18 protein-coding genes are annotated in these 21,793 nt (G+C 39.5%); 14 read left to right on the top strand and 4 right to left on the bottom strand.

Going from position 1 to position 21,793, the window contains the following annotated elements; all coding sequences use genetic code 11:
- Positions 1-19 precede the first annotated feature (19 nt).
- Positions 20-835, top strand: a complete 816-nt coding sequence (locus ACRX5O_RS11990) for an undecaprenyl-diphosphate phosphatase (RefSeq protein ID WP_433906164.1) — start codon at positions 20-22, stop codon at positions 833-835.
- A gap of 625 nt (positions 836-1,460) precedes the next feature.
- Here ACRX5O_RS11990 and ACRX5O_RS11985 read toward each other — a convergent pair.
- Positions 1,461-2,900, bottom strand: a complete 1,440-nt coding sequence (locus ACRX5O_RS11985; protein ID WP_433906163.1) for a glycoside hydrolase family 1 protein — start codon at positions 2,898-2,900, stop codon at positions 1,461-1,463.
- 591 nt (positions 2,901-3,491) lie between these two features.
- On the opposite strand from ACRX5O_RS11985, the gene ACRX5O_RS11980 reads away from it, so the two are divergent.
- The 4 genes from ACRX5O_RS11980 (at position 3,492) to ACRX5O_RS11965 (ending at position 8,050) form a co-directional block, all read left to right on the top strand.
- The gene (locus ACRX5O_RS11980) at positions 3,492-5,405 is read left to right on the top strand and encodes a beta-glucoside-specific PTS transporter subunit IIABC (RefSeq protein ID WP_433906162.1); all 1,914 of its coding nucleotides are present in this window, start codon (positions 3,492-3,494) and stop codon (positions 5,403-5,405) included.
- A 67-nt stretch (positions 5,406-5,472) separates the two neighbouring features.
- Complete coding sequence (locus ACRX5O_RS11975) at positions 5,473-6,894, top strand: 6-phospho-beta-glucosidase (RefSeq protein ID WP_433906161.1); 1,422 nt, start codon at positions 5,473-5,475, stop codon at positions 6,892-6,894.
- 126 nt (positions 6,895-7,020) lie between these two features.
- A complete protein-coding gene (licT, locus tag ACRX5O_RS11970) occupies positions 7,021-7,851 on the top strand; it encodes a BglG family transcription antiterminator LicT (RefSeq protein ID WP_433906160.1) in 831 nt (276 codons plus the stop codon).
- Positions 7,852-7,912: 61 nt separating this feature from the next.
- Positions 7,913-8,050, top strand: a complete 138-nt coding sequence (locus ACRX5O_RS11965; protein WP_162927823.1) for a hypothetical protein — start codon at positions 7,913-7,915, stop codon at positions 8,048-8,050.
- A gap of 136 nt (positions 8,051-8,186) precedes the next feature.
- On the opposite strand, the gene ACRX5O_RS11960 is transcribed toward ACRX5O_RS11965, so the two are convergent.
- The gene (locus ACRX5O_RS11960) at positions 8,187-9,098 is read right to left on the bottom strand and encodes a TIGR03943 family putative permease subunit (protein ID WP_433906159.1); all 912 of its coding nucleotides are present in this window, start codon (positions 9,096-9,098) and stop codon (positions 8,187-8,189) included.
- Positions 9,099-9,111: 13 nt separating this feature from the next.
- Positions 9,112-10,107, bottom strand: a complete 996-nt coding sequence (locus tag ACRX5O_RS11955; RefSeq protein ID WP_433906158.1) for a permease — start codon at positions 10,105-10,107, stop codon at positions 9,112-9,114.
- 212 nt (positions 10,108-10,319) lie between these two features.
- On the opposite strand from ACRX5O_RS11955, the gene ACRX5O_RS11950 reads away from it, so the two are divergent.
- From ACRX5O_RS11950 to ACRX5O_RS11935, 4 genes are all read left to right on the top strand, one after another.
- Positions 10,320-10,739, top strand: a complete 420-nt coding sequence (locus tag ACRX5O_RS11950) for a universal stress protein (protein ID WP_433906157.1) — start codon at positions 10,320-10,322, stop codon at positions 10,737-10,739.
- Positions 10,740-10,894: 155 nt separating this feature from the next.
- A complete protein-coding gene (locus tag ACRX5O_RS11945; RefSeq protein ID WP_433906156.1) occupies positions 10,895-11,332 on the top strand; it encodes a MarR family winged helix-turn-helix transcriptional regulator in 438 nt (145 codons plus the stop codon).
- Between the two features lie 24 nt (positions 11,333-11,356).
- A complete protein-coding gene (locus ACRX5O_RS11940) occupies positions 11,357-11,755 on the top strand; it encodes a DoxX family protein (RefSeq protein ID WP_160549629.1) in 399 nt (132 codons plus the stop codon).
- A 201-nt stretch (positions 11,756-11,956) separates the two neighbouring features.
- Complete coding sequence (locus ACRX5O_RS11935) at positions 11,957-14,320, top strand: sensor domain-containing protein (RefSeq protein ID WP_433906155.1); 2,364 nt, start codon at positions 11,957-11,959, stop codon at positions 14,318-14,320.
- Positions 14,321-14,428: 108 nt separating this feature from the next.
- Here ACRX5O_RS11935 and ACRX5O_RS11930 read toward each other — a convergent pair whose 3' ends face one another.
- Positions 14,429-14,710 (bottom strand): alpha/beta-type small acid-soluble spore protein, encoded by a 282-nt coding sequence (locus ACRX5O_RS11930; RefSeq protein ID WP_433906154.1) that lies wholly within the window; start codon positions 14,708-14,710, stop codon positions 14,429-14,431.
- Between the two features lie 121 nt (positions 14,711-14,831).
- Here ACRX5O_RS11930 and ACRX5O_RS11925 point away from each other — a divergent pair, with 121 nt between their 5' ends.
- The 5 genes from ACRX5O_RS11925 to ACRX5O_RS11905 all read left to right on the top strand — a co-directional run bounded on the left by ACRX5O_RS11925 (position 14,832) and on the right by ACRX5O_RS11905 (position 21,788).
- Entirely contained in the window at positions 14,832-15,059 is a 228-nt protein-coding gene (locus ACRX5O_RS11925; protein ID WP_433906153.1) for a CsbA family protein, read from the top strand.
- 295 nt (positions 15,060-15,354) lie between these two features.
- On the top strand, positions 15,355-17,334 hold the full coding sequence (gene uvrB, locus ACRX5O_RS11920) for an excinuclease ABC subunit UvrB (RefSeq protein WP_433906152.1): 1,980 nt from the start codon (positions 15,355-15,357) through the stop codon (positions 17,332-17,334).
- 7 nt (positions 17,335-17,341) lie between these two features.
- Positions 17,342-20,221, top strand: a complete 2,880-nt coding sequence (gene uvrA, locus ACRX5O_RS11915; RefSeq protein ID WP_433906151.1) for an excinuclease ABC subunit UvrA — start codon at positions 17,342-17,344, stop codon at positions 20,219-20,221.
- Positions 20,222-20,333: 112 nt separating this feature from the next.
- Entirely contained in the window at positions 20,334-20,660 is a 327-nt protein-coding gene (locus tag ACRX5O_RS11910; RefSeq protein WP_433906150.1) for a magnetosome magnetite crystal formation protein family, read from the top strand.
- Positions 20,661-20,681: 21 nt separating this feature from the next.
- Positions 20,682-21,788 carry a DUF4097 family beta strand repeat-containing protein gene (locus ACRX5O_RS11905; protein WP_433906149.1) on the top strand — a complete coding sequence of 369 codons (1,107 nt, stop codon included), beginning with the start codon at positions 20,682-20,684 and terminating at the stop codon, positions 21,786-21,788.
- The last annotated feature ends 5 nt before the right edge of the window (positions 21,789-21,793 follow it).

Raw genomic sequence — 21,793 nt, 5'->3', positions numbered from 1 at the left:
TTTATTAAGGAGTGAGTCGGTGGAAGAAGTATTAATCATATTAAAATATGCATTTTTAGGAGCGCTTCAAGGTTTTACAGAACCCATTCCAGTCTCCTCTAGCGGACACTTGGTGCTCGTTCAGGAATTTTTAGGTATTGATGTGGCTGAAGGAGATTTTAGCTTTGAAGTATTAATGAATTTCGCTTCCCTTTTGGCTGTATTACTCATTTATCGAGACGATCTCATCAGATTAGTGAAAAACGGAAGCAAATATATGGTGCAAAAGGATCCGAGTGATAAGAATGATTTTCTCTTTATCGTTTATTTAATGATTGGTACCATTCCTGCTGGTGTAATCGGGATTCTGTTAGAAGATACGATCTCTGGTTTTTTCAGGGGAATTGCTCCGATTGGTGGAGCTTTAATCGTAACAGGGATAGCACTCTGGTTTATTAGAAATCTTAAGGGTACAAAGGGCGACCGAGGGTTAACGGTTAGAGATGCCCTTATTGTTGGTTTCGCTCAAGCGGTGGCATTAATTCCAGGGATTAGCCGCTCGGGTGCCACAATTGTGGCTGCGATGGGAATAGGAATGAAAAGAGAAACAGCCTTACGATTCTCCTTCCTCCTATATATTCCCGTTAGCTTAGGGGCGATTGTGTTAAAAGTAGGAGACATGCAATTGGGAGACATGCTTATTCCTTATATCGTCGCGTTTGTGATGTCACTTCTGTTATCTTATTTCTCATTAAAATGGTTTATGGGGATTATGGAGAGAGGGAATCTGAAGTACTTTGCTTATTACTGCTTTATTGTGGGGCCGTTGGTGTTGGTGTTATCGCAGTTTTCATAATAGGATCTGAAAGACAGAAGGATATTGGATCTATGAAGTTCATCAGGCTGATGAGGATCAAAAGGAGCGGTGAATCCGGTAGAAATGAAGTTCATAGGGCTTATGAAGATCAAAAGGAACGGTGAATCTGTTGGAAATGAGGTTCATCAAGCTGATGAAGATCAAAAGGAACGGTGAATCTGTTGGAAATGAGGTTCATCGAGCTGATGAAGATCAAAAGGAACGAAGAATCTGTTGGAAATGAGGTTCATCAAGCTGATGAAGATCAAAAGGAGCGGTGAATCTGTTGGAAATGAGGTTCATCAAGCTGACGAAGATCAAAAGGAACGAAGAGTTTGTTGGAAATGAAGTTCATCGAGCTGATGAAGATCAAAAGGAACGGTGAATCAGTTGGAAATGAGGTTCATCGAGCTGATGAAGATCAAAAGGAACGAAGAATCTGTTGGAAATGAAGTTCATTGGGCTTATGAAGATCAAAAGGAGCGGTGAATCTAGTGGAAACGGTCATCATCCTTTTTCCCCAGCTAATATCCAGAAAGTGAACCATTTCCCGAAAAAGCCAGCCTAAAAAACCACGCACAAAAAAGCATTGGCCCACCAAATGGACCAATGCTTTTCTTATTTATTATAGTTCTTGCCCGTTCGTAGCAATAACATTCTTGTACCAGTAGAATGACTTCTTCTTACTACGCTCAAGAGTACCGCTTCCGTCGTCATGCTTATCTACATAAATGAAGCCGTAACGCTTAGACAATTCACCCGTTGATGCACTTACTAGGTCAATACATCCCCAAGATGTGTAACCCATTAAATCTACACCGTCTTCAATTGCTTCACCCATCGCTTCGATATGCTCACGAAGGTAATTGATACGGTAGTCATCGTTGATGCTTCCATCTTCTTCAACCTTATCGTATGCACCAAGTCCATTCTCAACGATGAATAAAGGAACACGGTAGCGGTCATATAATTCATTTAATGCAATTCGTAGACCAGTTGGGTCGATTTCCCAGCCCCAATCACTTGCTTTAAGGAATGGATTTTTAACACCAGACATGATGTTTCCTGCTGATTTTTCTTCTTCTGTTTTCACTTTCTTTTCTGTACGTGACATATAGTAGCTGAATGAAATAAAGTCAACAGGATATTGCTTGATCGTTTCTAAATCGCCTTCTTGCATATTGATTGAGATGCCGTTTTCTTTAAAGTAACGCTTAGAAAATGCTGGGTACTCCCCACGAACTTGTACATCTCCACAAATATTGTTAAAGATTTGCGCTTCTTGTAATGCATACAAAACGTTCTCTGGATTACAGTCGATTGAGTAAACAGGAGCATAAATTAACATACAGCCGATTTGAGATCCAGGAATAATTTCGTGACAAGCTTTAACTGCTAGGCTGCTCGCTACAAATTGGTGGTGCAAGCCTTGGAAGCTTTCCTGTAGGCGAACATCTTCTGTAGCTGGAGAGAACCCAAGACCAAATATTGGCATATGTGTTGCTCCATTAATTTCATTAAATGTTAACCAGTATTTTACTTTGTTTTTATAACGGTTAAATAAAGTCGTTGCATAGCGCTCAAAGAACCCAATAACTTCACGGCTTCTCCAACCACCATACTCTTTAATTAAATATAAAGGCATTTCATAGTGAGAGATGGTTACAACAGGTTCAATTCCGTGCTTTAGGCACTCATCAAATACTCTTTCGTAGAATGCTAGACCTTCTTCGTTTGGCTCAAGCTCGTCTCCTTTAGGGAAAATACGAGACCACGCGATTGACATACGGTATGCTTTAAAGCCCATTTCAGCAAAAAGAGCGATGTCTTCTTTGTAACGGTGATAAAAGTCAATTCCGTCATGGTTCGGATACGTATATTTTTCCTTATCGATCTCAAAGTCAAAACCAGGAGTCATGATCAACTTCAATCGTACTTTTCCACCAGGCATTACATCTGCAAGGTTCATACCTTTGTTGCCTTCAAGATACCCACCTTCTAATTGGTTGGCAGCTGTTGCACCGCCCCATAAAAATCCTTCTGGAAATTGATATGTTTTAGTCATTTGGAAAAACCTCCATATATGTTTTTATGGCTACGCTTTCACTGGGGCAAAATAAAAAACCTAAACCACGTAGAGAAGACACAATAGTCTCATAGTTTACGTGATTTAGGTTTTGCCTGCATAACCAGTAACAATCCTAAAAAGGTTGTTTGTTTAATTGCGTTAACTATAACATGAATATTTTGTCGAAGCAAGAATTTTGTAAACGTTATTTTTAAATTGTCACTTGTGATTCATGAACAAGCCTTTATTACGAAGGAATACCAGCGAAGAGAATGGATCACAAGTGACATTTCCATTCTAGGTGGAGTAGTTCTAGAGTTTTTTTGCGTTTTTATATATATAAGATACAAGTCGGCAATCTATAAAAATATTAAAAAAATTTAAAAGAAAGCGTTGACACTTACTAAATTCCCGTGATAAATTACACGTATCAAATAAAACTTAATAAATTCCTTGAAGGAATGTTACCTTAAGTGGGCATAACCTGATCCGATTAGAACACGCTATTGCTAGCTGTGTGTGTTCCTAATTGGCTCAGGTTTTTTATTTGGAAAAATAAATATCATATAAAAGAAGGAAGGGTCAAAAATGAAATACGAGCAATTAGCAAAAGATATTATTGCCAATGTGGGCGGAAAAGAAAACGTTTCCAGTGTTGTTCACTGTATTACCCGTCTACGCTTTAAGTTAAAAGATGAAAGCAAAGCAAACACAGAAGTGTTAAAAAATATGGATGATGTTGTAACAGTTATGAAAAGCGGTGGACAATATCAAGTAGTAATCGGAAACCATGTACCAGATGTGTACAAAGCAGTGACAACTGTTGGTGGATTCCAGGCACAAACATCTGTCGAAGAAGAAGAGGAAGGTCCAAAGGGATCACTATTTAGTCGCTTTATTGACATGATCTCAAGTATTTTCACTCCGATTCTTGGTGTATTAGCAGCAACAGGGATGATTAAAGGATTAAACGCCTTATTTGTATCATTTGGATGGTTAGAAAATACTTCAGGAACGTACCAAATATTAAATGCAACAGGTGACGCACTGTTTTACTTCCTCCCAATCTTCCTAGGTTATACAGCTATTAAGAAGTTTGGTGGAACACCATTTGTAGGGATGGCAATTGGAGCAGCGTTAGTTTATCCAACACTGTCTACATTAACAGCAGGTGAGCCTCTTTATACATTATTTGCAGGTACCATGTTTGAATCACCAATTTTCGTTACATTCTTAGGTATTCCAGTTATCTTAATGTCTTATTCTTCATCAGTTATTCCGATTATTATCTCAGCTTTCTTTGCAGCAAAAGTAGAAAAATGGTTAAAGACATTTATTCCAGATGTAATTAAAGCGTTTGTTGTACCAATGTTAACATTATTAATTATCGTACCACTTACATTTATTGTTATCGGTCCGGTTGCAACATGGGCAGGAAACTTATTAGGGCAAGCAACGTTAGCAATATATAACGTGAGCCCACTAGTTGCAGGTCTATTATTAGGTGGATTCTGGCAAGTATTCGTTATCTTCGGTCTACACTGGGGTCTAGTACCAATTGCATTCAACAATCTAGCTACATTAGGTTATGACACAATACTTGCAACAATATTTGCAGCATCATTTGCACAAACGGGTGCAGTACTAGCAATCCTATTAAAAACAAAGAACCAAAAGTTAAAATCTTTAAGTATCCCAGCATTTATCTCAGGTATCTTTGGTGTAACTGAACCAGCGATTTACGGAATCACACTTCCATTAAAGAAACCGTTTATCATCAGCTGTATCGCTGCAGCTATCGGTGGTGCTATTGCAGGTGCTACAAAAGTAACGGGTTACATTATTGGTGGTCTAGGGATTTTCGGAATTCCATCTTATATTAGCCCTGAAGGAATTGATTTCGGATTCTATGGTGCAATCATTTCTATCGTAGTAGCATTCATCGCAGGTTTAGTTCTAACATTATTATTCGGTGGAATTAACAAAGAACAACAAGCTTCTAAAGAAACAACGTCAGCAGCAAGTGAAGTAGCAGCAACAAAGGTTCAAAATGAAGAAGTAGTTAGTCCATTAAATGGTGAAGTTATCGCTTTATCAGAAGTAAAAGACGCAGCATTTTCATCTGGTGCATTAGGTCATGGTGTAGCAATTGAGCCAAGTGAAGGGAAATTAGTTGCTCCGGTAGCTGGAACAGTTTCCGCACTATTCCCAACAAAGCATGCAATTGGTATTACTACGGATGCAGGTGCTGATCTTTTAATCCATATCGGTATGGATACGGTTCAATTAGAAGGGAAATTTTTCACGGCTCATGTGTCTCAAGGTGATTACGTGAAAGTAGGTCAATTACTAATTGAGTTTGATATGGAGCAAATTAAAGAAGCTGGTAAGCCGTTAACAACTCCTATCGTTGTAACAAACCATAAAGAGTTCCATTTACAACTTGCTGATTCAAAACAAGTGAAAACGGGTGCTCCATTATTTACACTAGATAGTAAGTAATCAACATGTAGGAGAAAGGAAAATACGTTTCCTTTCTTCCTGCTGTTTTAAAAAAGGGAGGATATTTATGGCATTTCCTAAAGGATTTTTATGGGGTGGCGCGATTGCCGCAAACCAAGCAGAAGGTGCGTATTTAGCAGATGGAAAGGGTTTAACAACTGTTGATTTAATGCCAACCGGAAAATTACGTTGGGAGATCTTGCTCGGTAATTTGCCATCTTATGAACCACTTGAAGGCGAATTTTATCCTTCGCATGAAGCGATTGATTTTTACAATCGTTATAAAGAGGATATCGCGCTATTTGCAGAAATGGGCTTTAAAGCATTACGTTTATCGATCTCTTGGGCGAGAATTTTTCCCAATGGAGACGATGCAGAACCAAACGAAGCAGGACTAAAATTTTACGACAATGTATTTGATGAATTATTAAAGTATGGCATCGAGCCAGTTGTAACGATTGCTCACTTTGACGTACCAGTGAACTTGGTGAAAAATTACGGCAGCTGGAGAAACCGTAAGCTTGTTACTTTCTTTGAAAACTATGCGACCACTCTTTTCAAACGATATAAAGATAAAGTAAAGTATTGGATGACATTTAACGAAATCAATATGCTTTTACACTTGCCATTCGTTGGAGCTGGTCTTGTATTTGAAGAAGGCGAAGATAAGAAGCAAGTAAAGTACCAAGCAGCACACCATCAATTGGTTGCCAGTGCTTTGGCTGTAAAAGCGGGTCATGAAATCAATCCAGATATGAAAATTGGCTGTATGCTAGCAGCTGGTCAAACGTATCCATATTCTTGTAATCCAGATGATGTATTTGATGCAATGGAAAAGGATCGTGATTCATTCTTCTTTATCGATGTTCAATCTCGCGGCCAATATCCTGGATATGCGAAGAGATTCTTTAGAGACAATAATCTGAACATTGTGATGGAAGTAGGAGATGAAGAGCTTCTTAAGAACCATACAGTAGATTATCTCGGCTTTAGTTACTATGCGAGTCGTACGACAAGTACAGATCCAGAAATCAACAAGACTACAGCTGGAAATGTATTTGGTTCCATTGAAAATCCATATTTAGAGAAGTCCGAATGGGGATGGACGATTGATCCGAAGGGCTTCCGTATTACTGCGAATCAATTATACGATCGTTATCAAAAACCTCTTTTCGTTGTAGAAAATGGACTAGGTGCGGTTGACGTTCCAAACGAAAACGGTGAAGTGAACGACGATTACCGCATTGAATACTTACGCAAGCATGTGTCTGAAATGTCTGAAGCGATTGAAGACGGCGTAGAAATCCTTGGATATACGAGCTGGGGCCCAATCGACCTTGTTAGTGCATCAACGGGTGAAATGAAAAAACGCTATGGCTATATTTATGTTGACAAGGACAATGAAGGAAATGGAACATTGAAGCGTTCTAAGAAGAAGAGCTTTGACTGGTACAAAGAAGTTATTGCTTCAAACGGGGAAAAACTATAAGTTGGATAAAAGTGGGAAAGCTTGTAATTAGCTTTCCTTCTTTTGAATGTCTAAAAGATTTTATAACGCTCACTATTTCCATTATAATAATAGTAAGAGAACCATAATAAACTTATAGGTGGTCAAATGAAAATAGCCAAAGTATACAATAACAACGTCATCAGTGCGTTTAATGAAAAAAACGAAGAGTTAGTGGTTATGGGAAGAGGACTGGCCTTTCAAAAAAAGCCAGGAGATTCTGTAGACGAAGACAAGATTGAGAAGATTTTTGCTCTCAAAAATAATGATATGTCAGAGAAATTTAAAACTCTTTTATATGAAGTTCCGATTGAATATATGGAAGTAACCGAGGATATTATCAAGATTGCCAAAAGTAGATTAGGTAGAAACCTAAACGATAGCATCTATATTTCTTTAACCGATCATATTCACTTTGCGGTCGAGCGTAATCAAAAAGGGTACGACATTAAAAATGCTCTTTTATGGGAAATCAAGAGATTTTATAAGCAAGAATTTGTCATTGGTATGGAATCCTTGAAGATCATTCAGGAGAAACTCGGGGTCCTTTTACCAGAAGATGAAGCAAGCTTTATCGCAATGCATATCGTCAATGCTGAGCTTAATCAGGAAATGCCGAATGTCGCCAATATAACTAAAGTCATGCAGGATATTTTAAATATTGTTAAATATCATTTTAAAATGGACTTCGACGAGGAATCATTAAATTATTTTCGATTTATTACGCATTTAAAGTTTTTTGCCCAACGACTATATAGTAAAACATATATCGAAGATGACGACCCGTTCTTATTCGAAACGGTGCGTGAGAAGCATAAAGCAGCTTTTGAATGTACGGAGAAGATTAATGAATATATCGAAAATCAATTTGACTACAGCCTTACGAATAACGAGAAATTATACTTGATTATTCATATTCAACGAGTGGTGAACCGCTAATTGCATAATTGAGATCCCACATGGAAAAAATCTAATTATCACCATAGAAAGGGGTACTTAGATGAGTGTGTATGAAAATTTCCCTGTAGCCAATCTAGATAAAGGTCAATTAGACAAAATTACCTCACTTGAGAAGGAATTGCGGAAGGAAACAAACGAAAATATCGTGTTAATCGCCTATGATGAAAAAGATGAATAATATAAAAGGAGGGGAGAATGACTAATCGATGCCATTCTCCCCTCTTGTTTATTACATGGTTGATTGGAATGCATGAACGAGCCTTTATTACGTTAGGAATAACAGTGAAGTGAGGGCATTCCAATCAACCTTTCATTTATAAAATCCTCACATTTAACGGAAATAGATATGGTTCGGATGGTTCCTCAATCGTTTTCCAGTCGGTAATTTTGATCAAAGGCATCTCTGTACCATTGTAAGTCGTCACATCGAGTACACCAGTGGCTTCTACCCATGTGTCTTTTTCAAGAGTAGCTGCCTCATCAAATTGTGTTAAAAAACCGATAATGCTTGCATCAGCCACACAGTGAGTGATCAAGAAACGGGAGATAACGAGCTGATCCGATTGAAACCCATCCTCTTTATAAACGAACCCCTTTAAGGTAATTTCTTTTCCTTTATAAGATGCTACGTCCTTACTAATTTCTTCATAGTTTAAATAATATACATAATCATCCATGTCAATTGGATCACTTTGCTTTAGTTTTTGCACAAGAGAATTCATCTCATCCTGAGTGATTTCTCCATACGGATTCGGAAGTACCTCCGTATCGGATGGTTGAGTTACTTCTTCATTTGTTGACTCATCGGTTGAAGGTTTTTCACTTTTACCTGTAATCACCGCCATTCCCCCTTTTTTCTCTGCGATAGAGGAATCGAGCACTTTTGCTGGTATGGTAAAACCAGTAACGAGAGGAAAGGCAATAATGACGTACGAGACCACTTTTTTTAGTGTCATCGGTGTATTTCCATGGTCATGGTTATGATCGCAGTCGTGATTATGGTTGCACTCATGGTCATGATGATGGTGATGAGTCTTTTTCTCCCAAATTCGCGTAATCTGGATGAAGAACAAAATAAGGAACAGAACAGACGCAATCTGACTGAGTCCGATGTATTTCGGATTAATAAATTTTGTAATCTCACCCGTATAGTGAAATTTGAAAATTAATATCGTGAAAAAAAGCAATATGGCTGCACGTACAGCTTGTTGGGCTTGGAAGACCACCTATAATCCCTCCTTATAAAAAGCTCTGCACGAGCACAATGGATAGAAACACAGTCGTTGCAACAAAGAACAGTACACTAAACACAAATTTTGCACGAAACACACTTAGCATCATAAGCGTGTTTTTTAAATCGATCATCGGTCCGAAAATAAGAAAGGCTAGGACAGATGGTGTTGGAAAAATGCTATTAAAGGATGAGCCGATAAAAGCATCTGCTTCCGAACAAAGGGATAGTACATAAGCAAGACCCATCATGACAGCGATGGAGGAAAAAGGACCATCTCCTGCTTCTAATAGGGATTTTGCTGGCATATACGTTTGAACAGCGGCAGCAAGAAATGCTCCAAAAATTAAAAACTTCGCCATATCGAAAAATTCATCAATGGAGTGGGTAAGCATCGAGAAGAAACGCTTCGTAAAAGGTTCTTTTTTTCTACTTGCTAAAAGGGTTTGTGTGCTGACCAAAGCCTGCTTGAATTGATGTCCTCTAAAGAAAAAGCTCACTAGAAACGCAACAATGAGAGCAACCGCAAATCCAAGTCCCATTCTCCACCCAGCAATGGCCCCATTATTTCCAAAAGCCATATACGTGGATGCAATCACGATCGGGTTAATAAGTGGTCCAGTCAGCATAAAACCAATGGCTGCATAGAGAGGAACCCCTTTTGATACAAGTCGTCTAACAATCGGTACAATTCCACATTCGCAGGCAGGAAACAATGCACCGACTACACAACTCATGATAATGGCCTTCGTCCTGCTTTGAGGAATCCACCGCTGAATATGTTCTTCTGTTACAAAAATTTGAATCACACCTGCAATCAAAACACCAATAAGCACAAAGGGAAAAGCTTCTATTAATATACTTAGAAAAATGGTATTAAGATTTAAAAAGGAAGAGGGAAGAACGTCCCCAACGTCTAATTTTAATGATAGTAAAAGAAAAGCAGCTGCTAATAAAGTCAATCCAGTAATATCAAACAAGTTCGTTCGAACAATTCGATTCATATGTCCCTCCTATGTATTGGTTAAACCGTAACAATTACGTTTTATATTCTACCTTAAAATATATGGGCTTGTACATGGGAATATGTCTCTCTTTTTTGAATGACTCATATGTGAATATAGGAGAGGGTGCGGTGAGGAACATCACTGCGATAATGATGCATTTCACGCATAATTAACATATTAGACTGTTTTAAAAAGAAGGAGGTCATCCATTGTATAAAAATATCATCCTTGCCACCGACGGATCGGATCATGCGAAAAGAGCAGCAGAAAACGCCATGCATATTGCGAAATGCACTCCAGGGTCTTTAGTAGAGATTGTCTTTGTCGTTGATGCTGATAAAGTGAAATCAGAAGTACTGAGCCATTGGAACTCAGCAGATTTAGACGGAAAGCGTAAGGAACGAATAAGAGAAGTCGAAAAAATGGCCAGAACGTATGAGGTATCCTACAAGGTCACGATTCTTCAAGGTGATCCGGGCCCTGCGATTGTTGAATATGCAAACAATCATCACGCGGATATTATCGTGATTGGCAGCAGAGGATTAAGCGGCTTACAGGAATTTGTACTCGGAAGTGTGAGTCATAAAGTAGCAAAACGAGCAAACTGTCCGGTGTTAATTGTGAAATGAACATCAAGCATTTAAAAATGCTTGGTGTTTTTTGTATTAACGAAATTCATAAAAAAACTCTACAAACACCCATTGACAATATCTCGAATTCGTAATATTATTATCTCATATTCAAGATATTTGAATCAAAGATAAAGAGGCAAGGGGGTGAGCATATGGATAAGATTTGTTCTAATGAACCTTTTCTGCTCCTCATGCAAACAACAAAGGCGATTCAAGAATGTATAAAGGCAAATGTGACAAAACATGATCTAAGCGTGACAGAGTTTTCAGTTCTTGAAGTTCTTTACCATAAAGGGACTCAGACGATTCATCAAGTGGGGAGCAGCATTCTTGTTGCTAGCGGTTCGATGACGTATGTAGTTGATAAGCTGGTACAAAAGGGTTTTTTAGAGCGAAATATTTGTCCAGGAGATCGACGAGCCATTCATATTTCTTTATCGGATAAAGGGAGAATATTAATGGATTCCCTAATTCCAGAGCATCAAGTACTAATTGATTCCATGTTTGCTTCATTAGATCGTCATGAGGTAAACAGTTTAATAGATGTACTAAGAAAAACGAAGAAGAAAGTAGTAGAACTATCAAATTAACAAACAACTAGGAGGAATTACAAGATGTTAGATTTAGGATTATTATTGATTCGTGTGGTTATCGGGTTATTATTCATTGGTCATGGTGCACAAAAATTATTTGGATGGTTCGGCGGTTACGGATTGAAAGGAACAGGTGGCTGGATGGAGTCGCTTGGATTAAAGCCAGGTGTAACAATGGCTCTTCTTGCTGGATTAGCTGAGTTGGTGGGAGGATTATTCTTTGCTGCTGGATTCTTAACTCCACTTGCAGGTCTACTTATTGCTGCAACTATGGTCATGGCAATTGTAAAAGTTCATGCTGCCAATGGGTTATGGTCAACAGCAAATGGATATGAATACAACCTAACATTATTAGTCGTAGCCATTGGTGTTGCATTAACAGGTCCTGGAGCATACGCAATCGACGCATTTATTTTCTAAACTATCTCGACTTTGAGAATCATGAAAACAAGGCAAAGACCCTCCTCTAAAAAGGTGGGTCTTTCATTCGCTGGTCGAATAAATAATCCTTTTAACCTGCGAAAATAGTAGGATATTACTGTCGAATCGTGGTAAAATGGAGTCCACAGTAGGTAGGAAAAGGGCAGTCTACTGAATTTTGCTCTGGGATGAGGGGTTACTTTGCTTGGGTCTGCCACATTTTATGTGTTCAATTTAAGCGATGTGTTGATTGCTATCTTCATTTCGATAATATGCTGTACATTAGGGGCAGAATTTTGTCGTCGGTTGAAGCTAGAAAATTATACGTTTACGAGAAGATTATTATACTCGTTAATGCTAGGCTTTACTTTTTGGTTAGCATTGTTATTGGTTTGTTTTTCAATTGAATTACCGTACTCTACAGGGAATATCAATTTATACTTTCAATTAAGCTTTTATTTCTGTTTTATCGGATCTTATATTGCTCTTGGGGTAACGAAGCAGCGACTAAATAGTTCGATTCAATACCTATTTGCAGGCCTGTTCATTACGCTTTGTATTTTAGGTACACTTGGTCTTGGCTTTTATCTTCTTTACTCGGACCATCTTGATATAAAGCCGATGCTTGCGATCATGACTGCATTTCTCACATTAGCAACGATGTTCTCCTTGCTTCGGTTCCTAATTCAAATAACGAATTCGGATATTTATCAATTTCTGTCTAGATGGAAGCTTGTTGGCAGTATTCTTGGTGGAGCTGCTTTTGCGGGAATTCCTTTTATGGTCGTTGTATCCATGCTGAATCTTGAAGAAATTGGTGCGGGTAATACAAAACCATTGGTCATGCTTTTGCCTTTTACATATAGTGTCATTACGAATCTTGCCTTAATGCTTGTTCCTGACCTGTTTGGCGAACGTTTATTGATGCGTAACATTCAATCGTACTTATCGCTATTTAATCATAATCCTGATGCTGTATTTGCCGTAAATTTGTCAGGGAACATCATGCATGCGAATAAGGAAGCCTTTAAGCTTACGGGCTATGATCAAAAAGCGATTAAGGGTATGCATTTCAAAGAGCTATTAATCTACGACGAAGAGGAAATCAATCGCTATCTACAAAGTGTCCTTCAAGAAGAAATACAATCGGTAGAAGTAAAACTTCGACATCGAGATGGTTTTTTTATTGATGTTAGAATTACGCCTGTTCGAATCATTGTGAAAGAAGAACTGATTGGGGTCTATGGAATTGTCCGTGATATTACGGAGAAGACGCATGCGGAGGAGACGATTCGCTACCTTGCTTATCACGATGATTTAACCAACTTACCGAATAAACGGAAGCTTGAAAAAGTGGCAGCAGAGGCGATTGGTGAAAATAAACCTTTTTATCTTTTTTATATTGATTTTGATCGTTTTAAACGGATAAATGATACTTTTGGTCATTTTTTCGGTGATAAAATTCTTCAAGAAACCGGGAAAAAACTTGAGGAGCTTATGCCTGAAAATTGTACGATTGCAAGGCTTGGGGGAGATGAGTTTGCAGCTTTACTACCTCATCCAGCAGACTATGATGAGATTGCTCAAAAAATTATCAAAGGTTTTCGTACCCCCATCGTACTCGATGGCTTTGACTTTTTACTTACAGCGAGCATCGGTGTTGCTTATTTTCCAAAAGATGGAGAGTCGATTTTGGAATTATTAAAGGCAGCAGATCTTGCGATGTATCGAGCGAAAAATCAAGGGTCAAATCGATATGTGGTGTATGAAGCTACGATGAAGGAGCAATCACTAAATAAAATTAAGATAGAAAGTGATCTTCGCAGAGATATTGCGAATCGCAAGCTAACGGTGTATTACCAACCGAAATTTGATACAGGTTCAAACCAATTGGTTGGGTCCGAGGCACTTATTCGTTGGAAACATGAAGAGAACGGATTTATTCCACCAAGTAAGTTTATTCCTATCGCTGAAGAGAGCAATTTAATTATTGATCTCGAAAGATTTGTGATTACAGAAGTATTTGAGACGATTGGGGAGTGGAAGCGGAAAGGTATGCCGGTGCCAAGAACTTCTATAAATATTTCCGTCATTCATTTTTACCAAGAAGACTTTGTCGATTTTATCATTAAAAATCTAGCCACCTATGAAATTGTTGGTAGTGATATAGAGATTGAAATTACCGAAAGTGTTATTATGCGTGGGGAGGAACGAGTCAATCGAAACCTGCTTGCGCTAAGAGAAGTCGGGATTGAGATCAGTGTCGATGATTTTGGTACAGGGTATAGCTCCTTAAGTTATTTGCAAAAGCTATCTGTTGATCGTTTGAAAATTGACCAATCCTTCATCGCTGATTATGAAAGCAATAAAGAAATCATTTCTGCTATCATTTCAATGTCTCACAACCTAAATCTAAAGGTAATTGCGGAAGGCGTGGAAACGTCGAATCAAATCGGTTTCCTGCAAAACATGAATTGTTTCGAGGTTCAAGGTTATTTCTACTCACCTCCAGTCGAGCGTTCTAATTATGAAGATATTTTATCTAAATACGGTACTGCTAGCTAAAAATGCCTCTAGGTTTAGAGGCATTTTTTATGTGTTCGTCCTTACAAAAATATTAACTGCTTCTATTTGAATTTGAAATTATTCGTACTAATAGGAGCTTGCACTTTTCTATTCTGACGATTGATTTCTCATTCTTTCTTGTGCTAGTCGGACCATTTCTTTCACCATGCTTCCACCGATTTGACCACCGATCTTTCCTGCTTGATGGGAGGTGAGATTTCCGTTATTGCCTCTACTTAGTGGAATATGCATATCCGCTGCCACTTCGTATTTAACCTGGTCTGGGTTGTCCTTAGACACCACATATCCTTTCTGTTTCATGACATCTGCTTTTAACGAATCTAATGCCTCTCTAGCCTCCGGGATTAACGGACGTCTTTTTCTAGCCATATTCGTCATGCTCCTTTCATTTTTTTCTTAGTATGCACTTTCCTTAAGTGAAATACTTGTGCAACAGGAGTTGACCATATATTCTAGAAATATAAGTGGTAACAAAGAGGGGTTGAACGAGATGAAGTATGTATTGGGTCTTTTTATCCCTGGTGCTCTCGTTATTTTTTTCACAAGAGTTACATACAGCCATGTGATTGGTTTATTGCTTACAGTTGCACTAATTGCTGCATCGGTTTATAAGGGTTATACCGATTCCTTATCGCTCATTATTGTGGATGCATTGTCATTAACGGTTGGGTTTGCGTACTCGAAATTGGTTCGAGAGAGGGCAAAAAAGCGATCGTAGGTAGAAAGCTTGTCGATGAAATTTTCGACAAGTTTTTTTATGTGCTTTTTACTTATAGAGGGTGTTTGGGTCACTTCAATCAAACGTTTGATTGACCTTTTTTCGACTAGGACTGACAGACTTCATCGCTAAAAGAAAAAACATCGAATATTTGTTCGTATATTGTTGGTTTGTTTTCCCTTATTTGTGGTAGAATGATTAATATGAAAATATAGGTTTTTTGCTCAGCTAGGTCCGTCGCAGCTAGTTACTATAGATGAAATTCTAATTGATACTTTTAATAGGAGGAGTACTTGTGAAGGACCAATTTGAATTAGTCTCTAAATACTCACCACAAGGAGATCAGCCTGCAGCAATTCAAAGGATTGCTGATGGAATACATAACGGTGAAAAACGTCAAACGTTGCTCGGAGCAACAGGGACTGGAAAAACATTCACGATCTCCAATGTCATTAAAGAAGTGAATAAGCCGACACTTGTGATCGCTCACAATAAAACGCTTGCTGGTCAGCTTTATAGTGAGTTTAAGGAGTTTTTTCCGAATAATGCCGTTGAGTATTTTGTTAGCTATTACGATTACTATCAGCCAGAAGCGTATGTTCCTTCAACGGATACGTTTATTGAGAAAGATGCTAGCATCAATGACGAAATTGATAAGCTTCGTCACTCAGCTACATCCTCTTTGTTTGAAAGAAAAGATGTCATTATCATTGCAAGTGTTTCATGCATTTACGGTCTCGGTTCTCCTGAGGAATATCGAGATCTTGTGCTGTCACTAAGAACAGGGATGGAAATTGAGCGAAATCAACTCTTGCATCGCTTAGTAGATATTCAATATGAAAGGAATGATATTAACTTTCAGCGCGGAACGTTCCGTGTTCGTGGCGATGTGGTCGAGATTTTCCCGGCTTCACGTGATGAGCATTGCTTGCGTGTGGAGCTATTTGGTGATGAAATTGATCGCATTCGAGAGGTCGATGCATTAACAGGGGAGATTCTTGGAGAAAGAGAACATGTTGCTATTTTCCCAGCTTCCCACTTCGTTACACGTGAAGAAAAGCTGCTTGTTGCCATTGAAAATATCGAAAAGGAGCTCGAAGGATGTCTTGCGGACATGCGGGAAAACGGAAAGCTTCTTGAGGCACAGCGATTAGAACAACGAACACGTTACGATTTAGAAATGATGCGCGAGATGGGCTTCTGTTCGGGAATTGAGAACTACTCCCGACATCTAACTCTAAGACCACCTGGGTCAACTCCGTATACATTGATCGATTATTTTCCAGAAGACTTCTTGATTGTCGTCGATGAGTCGCATGTAACGTTGCCTCAAATACGTGGGATGTTCAACGGGGACCAAGCACGTAAGCAGGTTCTCGTGGATCATGGCTTCCGCCTGCCTTCAGCAAAGGATAACCGACCATTAACGTTTACTGAATTTGAGGAAAAGATCAATCAAATTGTGTTTGTTTCGGCAACGCCGGGACCTTATGAACTCGAACACACGCCAGAAATGGTTCAACAAATCATTCGTCCAACAGGATTGCTTGATCCAACGATTGATGTTCGTCCGATCGAAGGGCAAATTGATGACCTCATCGGCGAAATTCACGAACGAATCAAGAGAAATGAACGTATTCTTGTGACGACATTAACGAAAAAGATGTCCGAGGATTTAACAGATTACTTGAAAGAAATCGGCATCAAGGTACAATATCTACACTCTGAGGTAAAAACACTTGAAAGAATAGAAATCATTCGTGAGCTGCGACTAGGAAAATATGATGTTCTCATAGGGATTAACCTGTTAAGAGAAGGACTGGATATTCCTGAGGTTTCGTTAGTAGCGATTTTAGATGCGGACAAGGAAGGCTTCCTTCGTTCAGAACGTTCATTGATTCAAACCATTGGTCGTGCGGCGCGTAATTCCCGCGGTCATGTGGTTATGTATGCGGATCGAATGACCAATTCAATGGAGCTTGCAATCTCAGAAACGAAACGTCGTCGTGCCATCCAGGAAGAATACAATGAAAAGCACGGCATCACACCGATGACGATTCAAAAAGATATTCGAGATGCCATTCGTGCAACGCATGCGGCAGAGGATGAAGCAGAATATAAGACAACGGAAAAGCTTACAAAGCTTACGAAAAAAGAGCGTGATAAGCTGATTGAAAATATGGAGAAGGAAATGAAAGAAGCTGCGAAGGCGCTAAACTTCGAGAGAGCAGCAGAGCTTCGCGATTTAATATTAGAGTTGAAAGCGGAAGGATGACGAACCAATGGCAATGGAAAAGCTCATAGTTAAAGGGGCTAGAGCTCATAATTTAAAAGATATCGATGTGACCATTCCGCGAGATAAGCTCGTCGTACTGACAGGACTTTCAGGCTCAGGGAAATCCTCACTTGCATTTGATACCATTTATGCAGAGGGGCAAAGGCGGTATGTAGAATCACTATCAGCGTACGCAAGACAGTTTTTAGGACAAATGGATAAGCCTGATGTTGATATGATTGAAGGACTATCACCCGCTATTTCGATTGACCAGAAGACAACCAGTCGTAACCCTCGATCGACCGTCGGAACGGTAACGGAGATTTATGATTATTTACGTTTATTATATGCAAGAGTGGGCAGACCGACCTGTCCGAATCACGGGATTGAAATTAGCTCACAAACGATCGAGCAAATGGTCGACCGAATTATGGAGTATCCTGAACGAACAAAGCTTCAAGTGCTTGCCCCAATTGTTTCGGGTCGTAAAGGTACTCATGTAAAGGTTTTTGAAGATATTAAAAAGCAAGGCTTTGTTCGTGTACGTGTGGACGGAGAAATGCTCGATCTTTCAGACGAAATTGAGCTGGAGAAAAATAAAAAGCATACGATTGAAGTGGTAGTTGACCGGATTGTTGTCAAGGAGGGGGTCACTGCCCGTCTTGCAGATTCCCTTGAAACCGCTCTTGGTCTTGGTGAAGGAAAAGTGATTATTGATGTCATCGGCGAAGAGGAGCTGCTATTTAGCGAACACCATGCCTGTCCATTATGTGGCTTTTCAATCACGGAGCTTGAACCTCGTATGTTCTCCTTTAACAGTCCGTTCGGTGCATGTCCCGACTGTGATGGATTAGGATCAAAGCTGGAAGTGGATGTGGACCTTGTTGTTCCGAATAAAGAGTTATCTTTAAAACAGCATGCCATCGCACCGTGGGAGCCGACAAGCTCTCAGTACTATCCGCAGCTATTAGAAGCAGTATGTAACCACTTTGGAATTGATATGGATATTCCTGTGAAGGATATTCCAAAGCAGTTGTTTGAAAAAGTGCTATATGGATCCAAAGAAGACGATATATACTTCCGTTACGAAAATGACTTCGGTCAAATTCGTGAAGGCTATATCCAATTCGAAGGTGTAATTCGAAATGTGGAGCGCCGTTACAAGGAGACAAGCTCAGATTTTATTCGTGAGCAAATGGAAAAGTACATGGCTCAGCATCACTGTCCGACTTGTAAAGGGGACCGCCTGAAGAAGGAAACATTAGCGGTGCTAATCAACAATCATCATATTGGTAAAGTGACGTCCTTCTCGATTCAAGAAGCTCATCATTTCTTTGATCATCTCGATTTAACGGAAAAAGAAACAAAAATTGCAAACTTAATTCTTCGTGAAATTAAAGAGCGTCTTGGTTTCTTAATCAATGTCGGACTTGATTATTTAACATTGAACCGTGCGGCGGGAACTCTATCTGGTGGAGAGGCACAACGGATTCGCTTAGCCACACAAATTGGTTCTAGATTAACCGGAGTGTTGTACATTCTAGATGAGCCTTCCATTGGTCTTCACCAACGTGACAATGATCGCCTGATTGAAACGTTGAAAAATATGCGTGATATCGGAAACACCTTAATCGTTGTTGAGCATGATGAAGATACGATGCTTGCTGCGGACTACTTAATTGATGTTGGTCCAGGGGCAGGAGTTCATGGAGGACAAATTGTTTCTGCAGGAACACCGCAGGAAGTAATGGACGATCCAAACTCGCTAACCGGCCAGTATTTAGCAGGTAAGAAATTTATTCCGCTACCGATTGAGCGGAGAAAAAGTGATGGTCGATTCGTCGAGATTAAGGGTGCCAAGGAAAACAACTTAAACAATGTGAACGTAAAATTCCCGCTTGGCATGTTCATCGCAGTAACCGGTGTTTCCGGTTCAGGAAAAAGTACATTAATCAATGAAATTCTTCATAAGTCATTAGCTCAAAAGCTAAATCGTGCAAAAACAAAGCCTGGACAGCATCGAGAACTCAAAGGGATTGAGCACCTGGATAAGGTCATTGATATCGATCAATCACCGATTGGCCGAACTCCAAGATCGAACCCAGCGACTTACACAGGGGTGTTCGACGATATTCGTGATGTGTTTGCAGCAACCAATGAAGCGAAGGTTCGAGGCTATAAAAAAGGTCGCTTTAGCTTTAACGTCAAAGGTGGCCGTTGTGAGGCGTGCCGTGGAGACGGAATTATTAAAATCGAAATGCACTTTTTGCCGGATGTTTACGTCCCTTGTGAAGTGTGTCACGGCAAACGCTACAATCGTGAAACGCTAGAAGTAAAATATAAAGGCAAGAATATTTCGGATGTACTAGATATGACGGTGGAGGATGCACTCGTTTATTTCGAAAATATCCCGAAAATTAAGAGGAAACTTCAGACTATCTACGATGTGGGTCTTGGTTACATTACACTCGGTCAACCTGCCACAACTTTATCTGGTGGGGAAGCGCAGAGAGTAAAGCTTGCGTCTGAGCTTCATCGCCGTTCCACTGGTCGCTCGTTCTATATTCTCGATGAGCCGACCACAGGGTTACACGTGGATGATATTTCACGATTACTGGTTGTCCTACAGCGCCTAGTGGAAAACGGAGATACGGTGTTAGTCATTGAGCATAATCTCGATGTCATTAAAGCGGCTGACTATGTCATCGACCTCGGACCAGAGGGTGGCGATAAGGGAGGTACCATTATTGCTATGGGAACCCCAGAACAAGTATCAGAGGTACCAATATCGTATACAGGAAAATACTTAAAACCGATTCTCGACCGCGATCGTGAGCGAATGAAGAAGCAAATTCAACAAAAGGAAGAGCAAGTAACTAACGCTTAAGGGCGGGAGCAGTTCCGAATAGGGAATTGCTCCTTTTTGTATCCATCTCCTCAAAATTCATGAAACTTTTATTTATTAAGAACGTACATATGAGCAGAGGAGATGAAGGAAAATGAATACGAATAAAGTTTTGGCCGGTATGAGTTACTTGAGTATCTTTTTCGCTGGGTTTATTTTTCCATTGGTCGTATTTTTGGTTTCATCCAGTTCTTATGTCAAACAGCATGCGAAGAAAGCCTTTTTGTCGCATTTAATCCCAATTGTTCCCGTTCCGTTTCTAGTCGGTTCAGCGGTTTATCTAGATATGACCAACCAGTTAACAGACACAGCACCGATGGCTATTATTGTCGGCGCACTTTTAACTGGATTAATCGCCATCATCGTTACGATTTGGAATCTTGTAAAAGCGATCAAAGTCTTTGCAAATGAAGATTATTAGTTCATTGGGGAGGGTATAGACATGAAAGAAGAGAGAAAACGGATTTTACAGATGGTAGAGGAAGGAAAACTTAAGGTAGATGAAGCGTTGCTGCTATTAGAAGAGTTGGAAAAATCCAATACCTCCATGGAAGAAAAGCAACAAAAATTATACAATGAGCTTTCAACGGTTGTGAATTTTGAGGAAGGGAAAAAGTCGTCAGGTTTTTCTTATCAAAAGGCTCAATCTGCCAAAGAAAAAATACTAGAGTTTGTTGATGTCGCGTTTAAAAAGATTAAAGATTTTGATCTTGATTGGAATTTTGGTCAATCGGTAGATGTTTCTCATATTTATCAACAAACCCACGTAAGAGTAAAGGATATTGATATTGACGTGGCCAATGGCTCGGTGGCCCTTATTCCGTGGGATCAATCGGATGTTCGCGTCGAATGTGAGGCAAAGGTGTACCGTGTGGAATCACCAGAGGAAGCGAAAAGCCTTTTTATCAAAGATGTGTTATTTTCGGTGGAAGGGGATAAACTACGTTTCGGAGCACAACAAAAATGGATGAAGGTTCAGGCAAAGGTATACGTGCCTTCTACGGATTTTGACCATATTCGCATTCGCATGTTTAACGGGCCGATTACAAGTGAAAACCTTGTGGTGGCGTCGTTCAAAGCAAAAACAGCAAACGGAAAAGTGGATGTGTCGAACATTAAGGGGTCAAAAGCAGAACTGGAAACAGCGAATGGGCAGATTTCCGTTCAACACAGTCAAATCCTAGACTTGGAAGCGGAAACGATAAATGGAGCTATCAGGGCGGATGGTACTTTTAAAAAGCTCGACCTCCAATCCTTTAACGGTAATATTGAATGTGAGCTGGTTGGAGACCAAAGTGATGTGGTGGTAGCCAAAGCAACAACAGGCTCCATCAAGGTGAAGGTACCCGCTTCATGGGCATTAAGCGGTGAACTAAAGTCCAATCTTGGTGGCTTTCAAGTAGACGTTGACGATATTTCAGTTGTAGAAAATAAAAGTGAAGTCGTTCAAAAAATGTTTAGTTTTAAATCTACAAGACCGTTGGATACCTATACAACGATTCTTGCAGATACAAAGACCGGTTCGATTTCGTTGAAAAAAGTGAAATAAGAATG

Origin of the sequence: Robertmurraya mesotrionivorans (genome assembly GCF_050971805.1) — a bacterium.
In the GTDB taxonomy this organism is placed as follows: domain Bacteria; phylum Bacillota; class Bacilli; order Bacillales; family Cytobacillaceae; genus Robertmurraya_A.
Note: the sequence above shows the minus strand (reverse complement) of the source record. Positions and strands in the feature narration are given on the sequence as shown.

What these genes read in the sequence shown, in the direction of transcription:
- ACRX5O_RS11985 (WP_433906163.1), bottom strand. Translation starts at nt 2,900, where the DNA reads ATGACTAAAACATATCAATTTCCAGAAGGATTTTTATGGGGCGGTGCA.
- ACRX5O_RS11980 (WP_433906162.1), top strand. Translation starts at nt 3,492, where the DNA reads ATGAAATACGAGCAATTAGCAAAAGATATTATTGCCAATGTGGGCGGA.
- ACRX5O_RS11975 (WP_433906161.1), top strand. Translation starts at nt 5,473, where the DNA reads ATGGCATTTCCTAAAGGATTTTTATGGGGTGGCGCGATTGCCGCAAAC.
- licT (WP_433906160.1), top strand. Translation starts at nt 7,021, where the DNA reads ATGAAAATAGCCAAAGTATACAATAACAACGTCATCAGTGCGTTTAAT.
- ACRX5O_RS11965 (WP_162927823.1), top strand. Translation starts at nt 7,913, where the DNA reads ATGAGTGTGTATGAAAATTTCCCTGTAGCCAATCTAGATAAAGGTCAA.
- ACRX5O_RS11955 (WP_433906158.1), bottom strand. Translation starts at nt 10,107, where the DNA reads ATGAATCGAATTGTTCGAACGAACTTGTTTGATATTACTGGATTGACT.
- ACRX5O_RS11945 (WP_433906156.1), top strand. Translation starts at nt 10,895, where the DNA reads ATGGATAAGATTTGTTCTAATGAACCTTTTCTGCTCCTCATGCAAACA.
- ACRX5O_RS11940 (WP_160549629.1), top strand. Translation starts at nt 11,357, where the DNA reads ATGTTAGATTTAGGATTATTATTGATTCGTGTGGTTATCGGGTTATTA.
- ACRX5O_RS11930 (WP_433906154.1), bottom strand. Translation starts at nt 14,710, where the DNA reads ATGGCTAGAAAAAGACGTCCGTTAATCCCGGAGGCTAGAGAGGCATTA.
- ACRX5O_RS11925 (WP_433906153.1), top strand. Translation starts at nt 14,832, where the DNA reads ATGAAGTATGTATTGGGTCTTTTTATCCCTGGTGCTCTCGTTATTTTT.
- uvrA (WP_433906151.1), top strand. Translation starts at nt 17,342, where the DNA reads ATGGCAATGGAAAAGCTCATAGTTAAAGGGGCTAGAGCTCATAATTTA.
- ACRX5O_RS11910 (WP_433906150.1), top strand. Translation starts at nt 20,334, where the DNA reads ATGAATACGAATAAAGTTTTGGCCGGTATGAGTTACTTGAGTATCTTT.
- ACRX5O_RS11905 (WP_433906149.1), top strand. Translation starts at nt 20,682, where the DNA reads ATGAAAGAAGAGAGAAAACGGATTTTACAGATGGTAGAGGAAGGAAAA.